The sequence below is a fragment of the Microbispora sp. GKU 823 genome, assembly GCF_002027145.1.
GTDB lineage: Bacteria > Actinomycetota > Actinomycetes > Streptosporangiales > Streptosporangiaceae > Microbispora > Microbispora siamensis.
Genome location: NZ_MWJN01000030.1, coordinates 37372 through 53368, shown reverse-complemented (window position 1 = coordinate 53368; position 15997 = coordinate 37372). Strand labels below are relative to the sequence as shown.

Sequence of the window (15997 nt, the reverse complement as noted above, 5' to 3'; positions counted from 1 at the left end):
TCATGAGTGTCCTCGTCGTCGGCCTGAGCCACCGGACCACGCCGGTCGCGCTGCTCGAACGTGTCACGGTCAGCGGGGACGCGCTCGTCAAGCTGCTGCACGACGTGCAGGCGGACGAGAACGTGTCCGAGGCGCTGGTCGTCTCGACGTGCAACCGCGTCGAGGTCTACGCCGTGGTCGACCGTTTCCACGGCGGCGTCACCGCGGTGACCAACATGCTCGCCGCGCACTCGGGCCTGCCGCAGGAGATGCTCGCGCGGCACCTGTACGTGCACTACGAGGACCGGGCGGTCCAGCACCTGTTCAGCGTCGCCTGCGGGCTCGACTCCATGGTGGTCGGCGAGGGGCAGATCCTCGGCCAGATCCGGACCGCGCTGCGCCTGGCGCAGGAGGAGGGCACGGCCGGGACCACGCTCAACGAACTGGCCCAGCACGCGCTGCGCGTCGGCAAGCGCGCGCACGCCGACACGGGCATCGACCGGGCCGGCGCGTCGCTGGTCGGGGTGGGGCTGACGCTCGCCGAGCGGGTGCTCGGCCCGATCGGCGGCAGGCGGGCCCTGGTCGTGGGCGCCGGCTCGATGAGCTCGCTGTCCGCCGCGACGCTGTCGCGCGCGGGCGTGACCGACGTCGTCATCGCCAACCGCACCCGCGAGCGGGCCGAACGGCTCGCCGAGACGGTCGGCGGGCGGGCCGCGGACCTGGCCGACGTACCCGCCGAGCTGGCCGAGGCCGATTTGGTCATCTCCTGCGTCGGCGCGGGAACCCGCACCATCACCGCGGAGACGATCGGGGACCGCGACAGGCCGCTGTTCGTCCTCGACCTCGCGCTGCCCCACGACGTGGACCCCGGCGTACGGGACGTGCCCGGTGTGACGCTGGTCGACCTGAAGTCGATGCAGCAGGACGGCGTGGGCGACGTCTCCGACGGCGGCAGGGCCGAGGCGATCTGCGAGGTCAGGCGCATCGTGGCCGAGGAGGTCGCCGCCTACCTCGACGCGGCGCGCGCCGCGCTCGTCACCCCCACGGTCGTGGCCCTGCGGAGCAAGGCCGCCGGGGTGGTCGAGGCGGAGATGGGCAGGCTGCTGTCCCGCCTGCCGGACATCGACGGGCGGATGCGCGACGAGATCACCCAGACTGTACGGCGGGTCGTGGACAAGCTGCTCCACGAGCCGACCGTACGGGTCAAGCGGCTGGCCGCATCCCCGGGCGGCGACCAGTACGCGGAGGCGCTGCGCGAGCTGTTCGGCCTCGACCCGAAGAAGCCCGAAGCCGTTTCGAGCCTGGAGGTGGAGCAATGACGGTCCCCCTGCGGCTCGGCACCCGCAAGAGCCTGATGGCGACCTCGCAGTCGCAGATCGTCGCCGACCGGCTGACCGCCCTGACCGGCCGGGACGTGGAGCTCGTCGGCGTCACCACGTTCGGTGACGTGTCCCGGGCCCATCTGACCCAGCTCGGCGGCACGGGCGTGTTCGTGAACGACCTGCGCGGCCGGCTGCTCGCCGGCGAGGTCGACTTCGCGGTGCACTCGCTGAAGGACCTGCCGACCAAGCCGGACGAGCGGATCGCGATGGCCGCGATCACCCGGCGGGACGACCCGCGCGACGCGCTCGTCGGCCCGGTCAAGCTGCGCGACCTGCCGCCGGGGCCCGCGTGGGCACCGGTTCACCGCGCCGGGTGGCCCAGCTGCGCCTGCTCCGGCCGGATCTCGACTACGTCCCCATCAGGGGAAACGCGGACACCCGCATCGGCAAGGTGACGTCGGGCGAGCTCGACGCCATCGTGCTGGCCGCCGCAGGGCTGGTCAGGATCCGCCGGGACGGGGAGATCGCCCAGGTGTTCGAGGTCGACGAGATGCTGCCCGCTCCCGGGCAGGGCGCCCTCGCCGTCGAGTGCCTGGCCGACCGTGATGATCTCATCGAGCTGCTGCGCGCCGTCGACGACCCGCCGACGCGGGCCGCGGTGGACGCCGAGCGCTCGGTGCTCGCCGCCCTCGAGGCCGGTTGCGCGGCCCCGGTAGGTGCTTTCGCCTCCGGTGACGGGCACATTCTCAATCTGACCGCCACCGTCGTCGCCGTCGACGGCGCACGGTCGGTGCGCAAGTCCGCCTCCGGACCCTCTACGACGGCCGTGGAGATGGGCCGCGAACTCGCGGCAGCCATGATCGCCGAGGGGGCCGACACGTTGATGGGGGAGCAGGCCCATTGAGCCCCGCGAATCACAGCACTCAGACCCGGTCCGGGTTCGTCGCCTTCGTCGGCGCCGGCCCCGGTGACGAGAACCTGCTCACGTTGCGCGGCGCCGACCTGCTGGGCAGGGCGGACGTCGTCGTACTCGACCGGCAGGCGTACGGCCCGCTGCTGCGCCACTGCCGCGAGGGCGCCGAGGTCGTCGACATCTCCGCCGACGCGGCGGAGAACTCGGTGTCGCTGAAGACCATCCAGGCCGCCAAGGCGGGCCGCACGGTCGTGCGGCTGTGCTCGGGCGACCCGTCCTTCTTCTCCTCCGTCACCGACGAGGTGGCCGCCTGCGCCAAGGCGGACGTGGACTTCGAGATCGTGCCCGGCGTGCCGCCGGCCACGGCCGTGCTGACGTACGCCGGCATCCCGCCGGCGGCGTCGGTGCCGGAGTTCCGCATCGTCGACGCCGCGCAGGTGGACGACTGGGCCAAGCACGCCGCGTGCGAGGGCACGCTGGTGATCTACAACGGCGTCGCGGACGCGGTCCCGATCAGCAAGGCGCTGATCGCGGGCGGCAAGCCCGACTCGACGCCGGTGGCGGTGACCAGCGACGGCACGACCACCGAGCAGTACACGGTGGTCTCCACGCTCGGGCGGCTCGGTCCCGACCTCAAGCACGCCGGAATGACCGAGCCCGCGCTGATCGTGGTGGGCGACGCCGTCGGCATGCGCGACCGCCTGTCCTGGTTCGAGACCAAGTCGCTGTTCGGCTGGCGGGTGCTCGTGCCGCGCACCAAGGAGCAGTCCAAGGGGCTGTCGGAGCAGCTCAGGTCGTACGGCGCGGTGCCCGAGGAGGTGCCGACGATCTCCGTCGAGCCGCCGCGCACGCCGCAGCAGATGGACCGCGCGATCAAGGGCCTGGTGACCGGCCGCTACGAGTGGGTCGCCTTCACCAGCGCCAACGCGGTCAAGGCGGTGCGCGAGAAGTTCGAGGAGTACGGCCTGGACGCCCGGGCGTTCGCCGGGCTCAAGGTCGCCGCCGTGGGCGAGGCCACCTCGCGGGCGCTCGTGGAGTTCGGCGTGAAGCCCGACCTCATGCCGACGGGCGAGCAGTCGTCCGAGGGCCTGCTGGCCGAGTGGCCGCCGTACGACTCGATGCTCGACCCGATCAACCGCGTGCTGCTGCCGCGGGCCGACATCGCGACCGAGACGCTGGTGGCGGGGCTGACCCAGCTCGGCTGGGAGTGCGACGACGTGACGGCCTACCGGACCGTGCGCGCCGCGCCGCCGCCCGCCCCGATCCGCGAGGCGATCAAGGGCGGCGGGTTCGACGCCGTGCTGTTCACCTCGTCCTCGACCGTGCGGAACCTCGTCGGCATCGCGGGAAAGCCGCACAACGTCACGGTGATCGCGGTCATCGGGCCGCAGACGGCCAAGACGGCCGAGGAGTTCGGCCTGCGGGTCGACGTGATGGCCGACAAGCCGTCCGCTTCGGCTCTCGCCGCCGCGCTGGCGGACTATGGTGCGAAGATGCGGCACGCCGCGGTCTCGGCGGGCGAGGTGCCCCGCCGTCCGTCCCAGATGCGCAGGGGCGCGCGACGACGCGTGAAATGAACCGACTCGCGTACGGCCCGCCGGGGACAGCCCCCGGCGGGCGGCGCGATCCAGAGCGGAGAGACCACTGTGAACGCTCAGTACCCGGTGGCGCGGCCTCGGCGGCTGCGCCGTACCGCCGCGATGCGCCGGATGGTCGCGGGAACGCGGCTGCACCCGGCCGAGCTCATCCTGCCGATGTTCGTCAAGGAGGGCATCGCCGAGCCGCAGCCGGTGGGTTCCATGCCCGGGGTCGTCCAGCACACCCGCGAGTCGCTGCGCAAGGCGGCCCACGAGGCGGCCGAGGCCGGCGTGGGCGGGATCATCCTGTTCGGGATTCCCGCGCACAAGGACGCACGGGGCTCGGGCGCCGACGACCCGGACGGCATCGTCCAGGTGGCGCTGCGCGACCTCGCCTCCGACCTGGGCGACGCGCTGGTGCTGATGACCGACACCTGCCTGGACGAGTACACCGACCACGGCCACTGCGGCCTGCTGACGGCCGACGGCGAGGTGGACAACGACGCGACGCTGGAGCGGTACGCGTCGGCGGCGGTCGCGCAGGCGGCGGCCGGGTCCAGGATGATCGCGCCGAGCGGCATGATGGACGGCCAGGTGGGCGCCATCCGGGCGGCCCTCGACGCCAACGGCTTCGCCGAGGTCCCGATCCTGGCGTACGCCGCCAAGTACGCCTCCGGGTTCTACGGGCCGTTCCGCGACGCCGCGGAGTGCGCGCCGCAGTTCGGCGACCGCAGCGCCTACCAGCAGGACCCGGCAGGCCCGATCGGCGAGGCGCTGCGCGAGGTGCGCCTCGACCTGGCCGAGGGCGCGGACGCCGTCATGGTCAAGCCCGCCCTGGCCTACCTCGACATCCTGCGGCAGGTGCGCGACACCGTGGAGGTGCCGGTCGCGGCCTACCAGGTGAGCGGCGAGTACGCGATGGTCGAGGCGGCGGCGGCCAACGGCTGGATCGACCGGGAGCGGGTGATCATGGAGTCGCTGATCGCGATCCGCCGCGCCGGTGCCGACATGATCCTCACCTACTGGGCCACCGAGGTCGCCCGCGGACTATCCTGACACCTCATCAGGGGGGTCCTGCCGCGCCGGAATCGGCCAGAAGGCATTATCAGGTACGTACCGCGAGCATCTTGCGTACCGCAGGAGGGCAGCGGGTGTGACGCTTGTGGGGAGGAGCGCCATGGTGGGGGTACCGCTGGCCCGACGTGCGAAACGGCGTGCGCATCACGCGCCGCGCAAGATGACGTCGGTGCTCGAGTACGCGCAGCTGGGCTGGGCGAGCTGTATGGGCGCCCATCCGCTGAGCGAGGGAGGCAGGGCGTGCTCCTGTGACCGGGTCGGCTGTCCCGACCCCGGCATGCACCCGCTGTCGCCCGCGTGGCAGATGCAGGCCACGAAGGACACCGCGCTGCTCACGCGGTGGTGGAAACAGGACCCGGACGCGAACGTGATCCTGCCCACCGGCAGGGTGTTCGACGTGTTCGACGTACCGGCCTCGGCGGGCCGTCCCGCCCTGGCCGCCATGGACGCCGCAGGCTTCGACACGGGCCCGGTCGCCGAGAACGGCGACCGGGTGCTTTTTTTCGTGGCCACGCGTGGGGCGCCCGAGGACGAGGACGAGTGGTGGTCCTGCAGCCTCGACGCGGGACCCGAGACGATCGACAGCACGCCGGGGCTGCGCTGGCACTGCCGGGACAGCTACGTGCTCGCGCCGCCGTCCACCCTGCCCTCCGGAGCGGTTGTGAGCTGGATCAGGCCTCCCGACGGGCGTCCGCTGCCCGACCCGCTGCGCGTGCTCGACCTGCTCGCCGACTTCTGCGAGTGATTCCCGGGCGAGTGATTCCCGGTACGGGACCCGGACGGGCGGGCCCGTAATCTGGAGGGCGTGACTCGCACGCAGACCTCCGAGGACCTGTTCGAACGCGCCCGCCACATCGTTCCCGGCGGCGTCAACTCGCCGGTGCGCGCCTTCGGCGCCGTGGGCGGCACGCCCCGCTTCATGGCGTCGGGCGAGGGGCCGTACATCACCGACGTGGACGGCAACCGCTACGTCGACCTGGTGTGCTCCTGGGGCCCGATGATCCTCGGCCACCGCCACCCCGCCGTGGTGGAGGCCCTGGAGGAGGCCGTCGCGCGCGGCTTCTCGTTCGGCACCGCGACCGAGGGCGAGGTCCTGCTCGCCGAGGAGATCGTCTCCCGGGTGGCCCCCGTCGAGAAGGTCCGCCTGGTCAGCTCGGGCACCGAGGCCACCATGTCCGCCGTACGGCTGGCCCGCGGCTTCACCGGGCGGGCGAAGATCGTGAAGTTCGCCGGCTGCTACCACGGGCACGTGGACGCGCTGCTGGCCTCGGCCGGGTCCGGGGTCGTCACCTTCGGCCTGCCCGACACCCCCGGCGTCACCGGCGCCTCCGCCGCCGACACGATCGTGCTGCCGTACAACTCGGTCGAGGCGGTCGAGGAGGCGTTCCGCACGTTCGAGATCGCCTGTGTGATCACCGAGGCGTGCCCGGCGAACATGGGCGTCGTGCCGCCCGCCGACGGCTTCAACCGGCGCCTGCGCGAGCTGTGCACCGAGCACGGCGCGCTGCTGATCCTCGACGAGGTGCTGACCGGGTTCCGCGTGTCCGCCTCCGGCTGGTACGGCCTGGACCCCGTCGAGGCCGACCTCATGACGTTCGGCAAGGTCATGGGCGGCGGGCTGCCCGCCGCCGCGTTCGGCGGGCGGGCGGAGGTCATGGCCGCCCTCGCCCCCGAGGGGCCCGTCTACCAGGCCGGCACGCTGTCGGGCAACCCGCTCGCCTGCGCGGCCGGGCTGGCCACGCTGCGCGCCTGCGACGACGACGTGTACGACAGGATCGACGCGTCCGCGCTGGTCATCGGCAGGGCCGCCTCCGACGCGCTGGCCGCAGCCGGTGTTCCGCACCGCCTCCAGCGGGCCGGGAACCTGTTCTCGATCTTCTTCACCGACACCCCGGTCACCGACTTCGACTCGGCTCGGACGCAGAACACCGGCGCCTACCGCGCGTTCTTCCACAGCATGCTCGACCAGGGCGTCTACCTGCCGCCGTCGGCGTACGAGGCGTGGTTCCTGTCGGCCGCCCACGACGACGAGGCGCTCACCCGGGTGGCCGAGGCCCTGCCCCTGGCCGCCAAGGCCGCCGCCCAGGCCGCGGGGGCCTGAGGCGCAGGGCACATCCACTGTGGCCAACGGGGAAGTTTTTATGGTTCACTCAACGGACCATTTTGAACTTCCCCCGTTAGGAGTGCCTCGTGGAGGTGTCCTTCTCCCCGCACGCGCCCGCAGAGGTTGGTGCCGACCTCCTCGTCCTGCCCGCGTCCGCCGCCCTCGGCCTCGGCATCGAGATCCGGCTCGCCGGGTTCACGGGCCGGCCGGGTGAGGAGCTCCTGCTGCCGCGGCGTGCCGGAGACCCGTTCCAGGCGGGCGCCGTGCTGCTCGTCGGACTCGAACCGGACGCCGACGAGCGGGCCGTACGGCGGGCGGTGGGACACGCGGCGCCCAGGATGGTGGACTTCGCCACCGTCGCGGTCGCCCTGCCGCACCCGGGGGCGGTGGTCGAAGGTGTGCGCCTGGGCGGCTACCGCTTCGACCGCTACAAGAGCGCCCCGGAGAGCCGGGCCGTCGAGCGGCTGCTCCTGCTGGGTCCCGAGGACGCCGAGGCGGTCGCGCGGGCCGAGGTGGTGGCCGAGGCGGTGACGTTCACCCGCGACCTGGTCAACACCCCGGCCGGCGACCTGGTCCCGATGACCCTGGCTCGCCGGGCGGTGGAGATGGCCGAGGAGGCGGGGCTGGACGCCCGCGTCCTCGCGGCCGACGACCTGCGCGAGGGCGGCTTCGGCGGCATCCTCGGCGTCGGCGCGGCCAGCGCCAACCCGCCGTGCCTGATCGAGGTGAGCTACCCCGGCGACGGGAAGAGCGGCGTCGTCGGCCTGGCGGGCAAGGGCATCACCTTCGACGCGGGCGGCCTCGGCATCAAGAGCCTGAAGGCCATGTCGACGATGAAGAGCGACATGGCGGGCGGCGCCACGATGCTCGCGGTGGTCCGGGCGGCGGCCCGGCTCGGCCTGCCGACCGGTGTGGTCGCGGTGGTCCCGGCGGCGGAGAACATGGTCAGCGGGTCGGCGACGCGCCCCGGCGACGTCCTGCGGCACCGCAACGGCGTCACCACAGAGGTCGCCGACACCGACGCCGAGGGGCGGCTGGTGCTGGCCGACGCCCTGGCCTACCTCGCCGAGCGGCGGCCGGACGCGATCATCGACGCGGCCACCCTCACCTACTCGGTCATGCACGCGCTCGGCGAGGACATCACCGGCGTGCTCGGCAACGACCGCGCGCTGCTCGGCGCGCTCACCGCGGCGGGCGAGGCGCAGGGCGAGCCGATGTGGGAGATGCCGATGTGGCGGCCGTACCTGGAGCGGATCAGGTCCGACGTGGCCGACTTCAAGAACGACGGCGGCGAGCACGCCGACGTGATCCTGGCCGCGCTGTTCCTGGAGAACTTCGCCGGCGACGTCCCGTGGGCGCACCTGGACTTCGCGGCCACGGCCTACCTGGACAAGTCCACCGACCTGGGCCCCGCGGGGGCCACCGGCGCGATGGTCAGGACCCTGATCAGCTATCTCGAGAGTCGTTGAGGCCGCGTTCGAACATCGTCCGGATCACGTCCGCGGTCATGGTGAAGTGGCGCTCCGCGATGGACCCCGCGCCTTCGGCGTCCCTCGCGGAGATCGCCTCGTACAGCGCGCGGTGCTCGCTCAGGGCCTGCTGGTAGGCCTCCGGGTCGTCGTCGCCGTACGGTTCCGTGGGGAAGCCGAGGCTGACCCGCATGAGCAGGTCGCGGCTGAGCGCGTTGATCTGGGGGTTGCCCGCGGCCGTCACCACGGCCGAGTGGAACGCCGCGTCGGCCTCCTGCTCCTCGCGCAGGGTGGCCGCCCCGGCGTACGCGTCGAGCGCGGCCCGCATCGCCGCCAGGTCCTCGTCCGTACGGCGCCGCGCGGCGGTCCTGGCCGCCATGCCCTCGACCAGGCCCCGGAGGTCGAAGAGCTGCTCGAGCTCGGGCCAGCGCGGCACGAGCGTACGCCTGACTGCCGCGGCGGTCGCCTCGGTCCAGCCGGTGCGGACGTAGGCCCCGCCGGTGCGGCCGCGCCTGATCTCGATCAGGCCGACGGCCTGCAGGCGTCCGATTGCCTCGCGGATCGTGGCCCGGCTGACGTCGAGCAGGGCCGCGAGTTCGCGCTCGCCGGGCAGACGCTGGCCGGGCAGGTAGTCGCCGATCGCGACGGCGGTCATGAGACGGTCGGCCACCTCGGTCGCCACCGAGGGCACGCGGACAGGACCGAGCACGTCGGACGGCCGGCCGCCGTCGAGCACCTGGCCGAGTACGCGGGACAGGTCGTCGGCGGGGGAGTCGTCGCCGGGCTCCTGCGGGGGGATGCGCCGTGGGGGCTCGCGATGCGCGGGCGACGGGTCCTCGGCGGGGGTCCGGGAAGTCAGGGAAAAGTCCTTTCTTGCGGGCACAGCGGTGATCCGCACCTTACCCAACCAGCGGATTCCAAAAAAGGTCTTGTGTCCAGGCCATTTATCCATATGCTGTCCACACAACGGACATCTGTCCCATCTGGCGACATCTCTTCCACCCCGTCTCCCCCGGAGCTGTGCGTTGGCCATCCCCGAACCGACCGCGCAGGGCCTCGCGCCCTTCGGTGAGTGGCATACCTGGTATCGCGTGACCGGCGACCTGGCGGCGCCCAAGGCCCCCCTCGTCGTGCTGCACGGAGGGCCGGGAGCGGCCCACGACTACACCCTGCGGATCGCCCGTCTCGCCGAGCGCGGACGGGCCGTCGTCCACTACGACCAGATCGGCGTCGGGCTCTCCACCCACCTGCCCGAGAAGGGCGCCGATTTCTGGACCGTCGGGCTCTTCCTCGACGAGCTGGACAACCTGCTCGCCCACCTGGGCATCGCCGGCCGCTACCACGTGCTCGGGCAGTCCTGGGGCGGGATGCTCGCCGCCGAGCACGCCGTACGGGCGCCGTCCGGGCTGCGCGGCCTGGTCATCGCCAACTCGCCCGCCTCGATGCGGCTGTGGCGCGAGGAGTGCGACCGGCTGCGGTCGGAGCTGCCGCCGGACGTGGAGCGCACCCTCCGCGAGCACGAGGCGGCGGGCACCACGGACAGCGACGAGTACCGGGCGGCGGAGAAGGTGTTCAACGCGCGGCACGTCTGCACGATCGTGCCCAACCCGCCGGAGGTGCTCGCCAGCGACGCCAAGACCGCCGCGGACCCGACCGTGTACCACACCATGAACGGGCCGAGCGAGTTCCACGTCGTCGGCACGCTGAAGGACTGGTCCGTCGTCGACAGGCTCGACCGGATCGCCGCACCCACCCTGCTCGTCTCCGGCCGGCACGACGAGGCGACCCCTCGCACCGTCCAGCCCTTCGCGGACCGGATCCCCGACGTCCGCTGGGAGCTGTTCGAGCACTCCAGTCACATGCCGCACATCGAGGAGGAAGAACGCTACCTCCAGATCGTCGGCGACTTCCTCGACTTCACCGACTGATCGTGAGGGACTCCAGATGAAGCGCATCACCGCCATCGCCGGCGCCGCACTGCTGGCCGCGGGCGTCGCCGCCTGCTCGGGAGGCGGCGACGGCGCCGCCACCTCGGGCGCCGGCCCGAGCGGGCAGACCACGCAGGCCGCGGCCGGGTTCCAGGAGCAGCACAAGGGAGGCACGCTCCGCCTGCTGGCCAAGGCGGGCGACGGCACCCTCGACCCGCACATCAACTACAGCAACGGCCAGTGGCAGATCTTCCAGGCCCTCTACGACGGCCTGGTGTCCTTCCGGAAGGTCGGCGGCAAGGCGGCGTACGACATCGTCCCCGACCTCGCCGAGAAGCTGCCGCAGGTCGGCGCGGACGGCAAGACCTACACCTTCACGCTGCGCACGGGCGTCAAGTTCAGCAACGGCGACCCGGTCACGGTCGACGACGTCGTGGCGTCGTTCCAGCGGATCTTCCGGGTCTCCGGGCCCACGTCCGGCACGTTCTACTCCGGCATCGTCGGCGCCGCCGAATGCGTGAAGAAGCCCGCGGGCTGCACCCTCGACAAGGGCGTGGTCGCCGACGCGGCGGCGAACACCGTCACGATCAACCTGGTCGCGCCCGACTCGGAGTTCCTGCAGAAGCTCGCCCTCCCGCACGCCGTCGTGCTGCCCAAGGGCACCCCGGCCAAGGACCAGGGCACCACCCCGATCCCCGGCACCGGGCCCTACAAGGTGGAGTCGTACAACCCGAACCAGCTGATGAAGCTGGTGCGCAACCCGAACTTCACCGAGTGGTCGCGGGACGCGCAGCCGCAGGGATATCCCGACGAGATCGACTACAACTACGGCCTCACCTCCGAGGCGGCCGTCACCGCGGTCGAGAACGGACAGGCCGACTGGATCTTCGACCCGCTGCCCGCCGACCGGCTCACCGAGATCGGCACGTCGTACGAGCAGCAGGCGCACGTCAACCCGCTCGCCGCCTTCTGGTACATCCCGGTCAACGTCAACCTGGCGCCGTTCGACAAGCTGGAGGCCAGGCAGGCGCTCCAGTGGGCGTTCGACAAGAACGCGCTGGTCAAGATGTTCGGCGGGGCGAACCTGGCGCAGCCGGCCTGCACCATCCTGCCGCCGGCCTTCCCCGGCCACGCCGACTTCTGCGACTTCCCGCAGCAGGACCTGGCCAAGGCCAAGCAGCTCGTGCAGCAGTCGGGCACGGCCGGTCAGGAGGTGTCGATCGTGGTCGCCGACGACGACGTGAGCAAGCAGATCGGCGAGTACGCCAGGAGCGTCCTCGAGCAGATCGGCTACCAGGCCAAGGTGAAGGTGATCTCGACCAACATCCAGTTCACCTACATCCAGAACAGCAAGAACAAGGTGCAGCTCAGCGTCTCGCAGTGGTACGCGGACTACCCGGCGGCCTCCAACTTCCTGAACGTCCTGCTCTCCTGCGCGTCGTACCACCCGGGCAGCGACTCCAGCATCAACATCTCCGGCTTCTGCGACAAGGACGCCGACGCCAAGATCGCCCAGGCCATGAAGCTGGACCAGACCGACCCCGCGGCGTCGGGCAAGCTCTGGGGCGAGATCGACAGGGAGCTCATGCAGAAGGGCCCGATCATCCCGCTGTTCAACCCCAAGCAGATCGACTTCGTGTCCAAGAACGTCGGCAACTACCAGTTCCACGCGCAGTTCCACGCGCTGCTCGACCAGATGTGGGTCAAGTGACCGCCGCCGTCCAGACCGTGGCCCCGCGGGCGGCGAGGCCGTCCGCCGGGCCGTGGCGGCAGGCGCTGCGCCGGCTGGCGCGCAACCGCTCCGCGATGATCGCGGCGGCCGGTCTGGTGCTCATCGTGCTGGCCTGCGCCCTCGCCCCCGTGTACGCCGGCTCGATCGCCCACACCGACCCCTTCACGTCCAACGCCTCCGGCACCGCCGTGGTGAACGGCGCGCGGGTGCCGGTCCTCGCCCAGAGCACCGAGGGCCTCGGCCTCGGCGTCACCCCGATCGGCCCGACCTGGAATCCGGGCAGTTTCTTCCTCGGGGCGGACAACCAGGGGCGCGACGTGATGGCCAGGCTCCTGTACGGCGGCCGCAACAGCCTGATGATCGGGCTGTCCTCGGCCGCGCTGTGCTGCGTGCTCGCCACCGTGCTCGGTGTGCTCGCCGGTTACTTCGGCGGATGGATCGACGCGGTGCTCTCCCGCTTCTTCGACGTGATCTGGGCCTTCCCCGTGTACCTGCTGGCGATCTGCCTGTCGGTGGTGCTGCTCACCAGCGGACTCCACGTGGGGCCGATCCACATCGACGCGGGCAGCCTCGCCCTCCCCGTCGTCATCATCGCGCTCATCTACGTGCCGTACGTCGCCCGGCCGTTGCGCGGCCAGGTGATCGCGCTGCGGAACAAGGAGTTCCTGCACGCGGCCGTCGGCCTGGGCGCGTCCGACCTGCGGATCATGCGGCGTGAGGTGCTGCCGAACGTGCTGCCCACGGTCGTGGTGTTCCTGCCGCTGATGACCGCGCTCAACATGCTGACGGAGTCGGCCCTGTCGTTCCTGTCGGTGGGCGTGCAGTCGCCCGACGCGAGCTGGGGGACGATCATCAACGACGGCCTCGCCCTGCTCTACACCCGGCCGGCCATCACGATCGGGGCCGGCCTGTGCGTCGGGCTGACCGCCGTCGCGCTCAATGTGCTCGGCGACGGCGTGCGCGACGCGCTCGACCCGAACGCCCGGCTGCGGGGAGGGGCCTGATGATCGGCTACATCCTGCGCAGGTTCGGCGCCGCCGTCCTCGTGCTGTTCGCGATCAGCGTGCTGGTCTTCCTCATCTTCTTCGCCACCCCGGGCGTTGACCCCGCCGCCCGCATCGCGGGCAAGAACGCCGACCCGGCCACGCTGGCCCAGGTGCGGGCGTCGTTCGGGTTCGACCGGCCGCTGCCCGTTCAGTACGTGCTGATGATGAAGCACCTGTTCGTCTCGCACGACCTGACCTCGTTCGTGAACCGGGGCACGCTGGTGATCCCGCAGATCATCGACGCCGTGCCGGTCACGCTCTCGCTCGTCGTGGGTGCGGCGGTGATCTGGATGGTCCTCGGGGTGGGCATGGGCACCCTCGCCGGCGCCATGCGCGGCACCCTGGTCGACCCGCTGGTCATGCTGCTCGGTGTCTTCGGCGTCTCGCTGCCGGTCTACTGGCTGGGCGAGGTCGTCAACCTGGTCACCCAGAAGCAGTTGCACGGCTCGGTGTTCTCGTGGGTGCCGCCACTGGGATACGCGCCGCTCTCGCAGGGCGTCGGCCAGTGGGCGCTGCACCTGCTCTTCCCCTGGCTCACGCTGGCCCTGCTGTACGCCGGGATCTACGCCAGGCTGCTGCGCGGCGAGCTGATCAACGCGCTGAACGAGGACTACGTCCGTACGGCCCGGGCCAAGGGCCTGTCGGAGCGGCGGATCCTCATCAGGCACGCGCTGCGCTGCTCCCTGATCCCGATCGTGTCGCTGTTCGGCCTGGACTTCGGGGCGCTCGTCGGCGGTGCGGCGCTGCTGACCGAAGTGGTCTTCGGCCTTCCCGGGGTCGGCAAGCTCACCTACCAGGCGCTGCAGAACCTCGACCTGCCCGTGATCATGGGTACGGTCCTGTACGCCGCCTTCTTCGTCGTGCTGGCCAACGCCGTGGTGGACGTCCTGTACGCCCGGCTCGACCCGAGGGTGCGCCGTGCCTGAACCGCTGCTCGAGGTCAGTGACCTGAGGATCCGCTTCGGCGGCTTCACGGCCGTGGACGGGCTGTCGTTCTCGGTGCGGCCCGGCGAGGTGCTTGGCGTCGTGGGAGAGTCGGGCTCGGGCAAGAGCGTGTCGATGCTCGGCGTGCTCGGCCTGATCCGCACTCCGGGGGCCAAGATTTCCGGGAAGGTCGTCTTCCGCGGGCGTGACCTGCTCGCGTTGAAGAACGCCGAGATGCGGGCCATCCGGGGACGCGAGATCGCCATGATCTTCCAGGACCCGATGACGGCGCTCACCCCCGTCTACACGATCGGCTGGCAGATCGCCGAACAGGTCCGCGCACACGAGAAGGTGTCCAAGCGGGCCGCCCGCGACCGTGCGATCAGGCTCCTGGACGAGGTCGGCATTCCCGCCCCGCAGCAGCGCGTGGACGCCTACCCGCACGAGTTCTCCGGCGGCATGCGCCAGCGGGCCGTCATCGCGATGGCGCTGTCCTGCAATCCCGCGCTGCTCATCGCCGACGAGCCGACCACCGCGCTCGACGTCACCACGCAGGCGCAGATCCTCGACCTCCTGCGCCGCCTGCGCGCCGACCACGGCTCGGCCGTCGTCATGATCACCCATGACATGGGCGTGGTGTCGGAGATCGCCGACGAGGTCCTCGTCATGTACGGCGGGCGGGCCGTCGAACGCGGCAGCCGCACCGAGGTCTTCCACAGCCCCCGCCACCCGTACACGTGGGGGCTGCTCGACTCGGTGCCACGCGTGAGCGGCCCCCGGGTGCGCCGCCTGCCCACCATTCCCGGGACGCCGGGTGCGGCCGGGCAGGGGTGCCCGTTCGCCGACCGCTGCGCCCACCGCTTCGCCGCGTGCGCCGAGGCGCCGCCGCTCAGTGGGACCGCCGGTCATCTGGACGCCTGCTGGCTGCCGGAAGAGGAGAAGACGCGTTGAGCACCCTGCTGAAGGCCACGGATGTGGTCAAGCACTTCCGCGCCGGCCGGGGCCGTGCCGTACAGGCCGTGAACGGAGTCTCGCTGGAGGTCCGGAGCGGCGAGACGCTCGGTGTGGTGGGCGAGTCGGGGTGCGGCAAGTCCACGCTCGGCCGCTGCCTGGTCAGGCTCACCGACCTCACGTCGGGCACGGTGGAGTTCCAGGGCCGCGACATCACCACGCTGTCGCGCCGCGCGCTCCGCCCGCTGCGTCCCGCCATGCAACTGGTCTTCCAGGACCCGTACGCCTCCCTGAACCCGCGCCGCACGGCGGGCGACGCCGTCGCCGAGCCGCTGCGCATCCACAGGTACGGCGATGCGGCGGCGATCAGGAAGCGGGTCGCCGAGCTGTTCGACCTGGTCGGTCTGACCAGGGCGCACCTCGACCGCTACCCCCACGAGTTCTCTGGAGGGCAGCGCCAGCGCATCGGCATCGCGCGGGCGATCGCGCTGAATCCGGCGCTGGTCGTGGCCGACGAGCCGGTCTCGGCGCTGGACGTCTCGGTGCAGGCCCAGGTACTCAACCTCTTCTCCGACCTGCAGGAGGAGTTGGGCCTCACGTACGTCTTCATCGCCCACGACCTCGGCGTGGTGCGGCACGTGTCCGACCGGATCGCGGTGATGTACCTGGGCGAGGTCGTGGAGGTGGCCGAGGCGGAGGAGCTCTACGCCGCGCCCGCGCATCCCTACACCGACGCCCTGCTGTCGGCCGTACCGGAGATCGACGACGGCACGGGGGCGTCCCGCCGCGAGCGCGTCGTGCTCACCGGGGACGTCCCGAGTCCCATCGACCGGCCGGCCGGTTGTTCCTTCCACCCCAGGTGCCCGGTGGCGCAGGCCCGGTGCCGCACCGAACGCCCGGCCCTGCGCCCGGTCGCGGGCCGTCAGGTGGCCTGTCACTTCCCGAACGTCCCCGGAACCGCCGCAGGGGCCTGAC

Annotated in this window: 13 protein-coding genes and 1 pseudogene; 13 read left to right on the top strand and 1 reads right to left on the bottom strand. The window is 71.8% G+C overall.

What is annotated here, in order from left to right:
- Positions 1–2 precede the first annotated feature (2 nt).
- The 7 genes and pseudogenes from B1L11_RS17925 (at position 3) to B1L11_RS17895 (ending at position 8441) form a co-directional block, all read left to right on the top strand.
- Positions 3–1298 (top strand): glutamyl-tRNA reductase, encoded by a 1296-nt coding sequence (locus B1L11_RS17925; RefSeq protein WP_079315541.1) that lies wholly within the window; start codon positions 3–5, stop codon positions 1296–1298.
- Positions 1295–2205 (top strand): annotated as a pseudogene (gene hemC, locus B1L11_RS17920) (hydroxymethylbilane synthase). The gene B1L11_RS17925 and the pseudogene hemC overlap by 4 nt, the downstream one beginning before the upstream one ends.
- Positions 2202–3791, top strand: a complete 1590-nt coding sequence (locus tag B1L11_RS17915; RefSeq protein ID WP_079315540.1) for a uroporphyrinogen-III synthase — start codon at positions 2202–2204, stop codon at positions 3789–3791. The pseudogene hemC and the gene B1L11_RS17915 overlap by 4 nt, the downstream one beginning before the upstream one ends.
- A 69-nt stretch (positions 3792–3860) precedes the next feature.
- Positions 3861–4847 (top strand): porphobilinogen synthase, encoded by a 987-nt coding sequence (gene hemB / locus B1L11_RS17910; protein ID WP_079315539.1) that lies wholly within the window; start codon positions 3861–3863, stop codon positions 4845–4847.
- A gap of 121 nt (positions 4848–4968) precedes the next feature.
- A complete protein-coding gene (locus B1L11_RS17905) occupies positions 4969–5613 on the top strand; it encodes a bifunctional DNA primase/polymerase (RefSeq protein ID WP_079315538.1) in 645 nt (214 codons plus the stop codon).
- Positions 5614–5673: 60 nt separating this feature from the next.
- The gene (gene hemL, locus B1L11_RS17900; protein ID WP_079315537.1) at positions 5674–6969 is read left to right on the top strand and encodes a glutamate-1-semialdehyde 2,1-aminomutase; all 1296 of its coding nucleotides are present in this window, start codon (positions 5674–5676) and stop codon (positions 6967–6969) included.
- Between the two features lie 89 nt (positions 6970–7058).
- Positions 7059–8441, top strand: a complete 1383-nt coding sequence (locus tag B1L11_RS17895; protein ID WP_079315536.1) for a leucyl aminopeptidase — start codon at positions 7059–7061, stop codon at positions 8439–8441.
- Here B1L11_RS17895 and B1L11_RS17890 read toward each other — a convergent pair.
- Positions 8419–9324, bottom strand: a complete 906-nt coding sequence (locus B1L11_RS17890) for a FadR/GntR family transcriptional regulator (protein WP_239108658.1) — start codon at positions 9322–9324, stop codon at positions 8419–8421. The two genes, B1L11_RS17895 and B1L11_RS17890, sit on opposite strands and share 23 nt — an antisense overlap.
- A 142-nt stretch (positions 9325–9466) precedes the next feature.
- On the opposite strand from B1L11_RS17890, the gene B1L11_RS17885 reads away from it, so the two are divergent.
- The 6 genes from B1L11_RS17885 to B1L11_RS17860 are packed head-to-tail and all read left to right on the top strand — an operon-like array spanning position 9467 to position 15996.
- The gene (locus B1L11_RS17885) at positions 9467–10369 is read left to right on the top strand and encodes a proline iminopeptidase-family hydrolase (RefSeq protein ID WP_079315534.1); all 903 of its coding nucleotides are present in this window, start codon (positions 9467–9469) and stop codon (positions 10367–10369) included.
- A gap of 16 nt (positions 10370–10385) precedes the next feature.
- Positions 10386–12080 (top strand): ABC transporter substrate-binding protein, encoded by a 1695-nt coding sequence (locus B1L11_RS17880; RefSeq protein WP_079315533.1) that lies wholly within the window; start codon positions 10386–10388, stop codon positions 12078–12080.
- A complete protein-coding gene (locus tag B1L11_RS17875) occupies positions 12077–13105 on the top strand; it encodes an ABC transporter permease (protein WP_079315532.1) in 1029 nt (342 codons plus the stop codon). The genes B1L11_RS17880 and B1L11_RS17875 overlap by 4 nt, the downstream gene beginning before the upstream one ends.
- Positions 13105–14073: an ABC transporter permease gene (locus tag B1L11_RS17870; protein WP_079315531.1), complete on the top strand. Its 969-nt coding sequence runs from the start codon at positions 13105–13107 to the stop codon at positions 14071–14073. Before B1L11_RS17875 ends, B1L11_RS17870 begins: the two co-directional genes overlap by 1 nt.
- Positions 14066–15022 (top strand): ABC transporter ATP-binding protein, encoded by a 957-nt coding sequence (locus tag B1L11_RS17865; protein ID WP_079315530.1) that lies wholly within the window; start codon positions 14066–14068, stop codon positions 15020–15022. Before B1L11_RS17870 ends, B1L11_RS17865 begins: the two co-directional genes overlap by 8 nt.
- Complete coding sequence (locus B1L11_RS17860; RefSeq protein WP_179155205.1) at positions 15019–15996, top strand: dipeptide ABC transporter ATP-binding protein; 978 nt, start codon at positions 15019–15021, stop codon at positions 15994–15996. Before B1L11_RS17865 ends, B1L11_RS17860 begins: the two co-directional genes overlap by 4 nt.
- The last annotated feature ends 1 nt before the right edge of the window (position 15997 follow it).

Coding starts and splice junctions, on each gene's coding strand:
- B1L11_RS17925 (WP_079315541.1), top strand. CDS start 3: ATGAGTGTCCTCGTCGTCGGCCTGAGCCACCGGACCACGCCGGTCGCG.
- B1L11_RS17905 (WP_079315538.1), top strand. CDS start 4,969: ATGGTGGGGGTACCGCTGGCCCGACGTGCGAAACGGCGTGCGCATCAC.
- B1L11_RS17880 (WP_079315533.1), top strand. CDS start 10,386: ATGAAGCGCATCACCGCCATCGCCGGCGCCGCACTGCTGGCCGCGGGC.
- B1L11_RS17870 (WP_079315531.1), top strand. CDS start 13,105: ATGATCGGCTACATCCTGCGCAGGTTCGGCGCCGCCGTCCTCGTGCTG.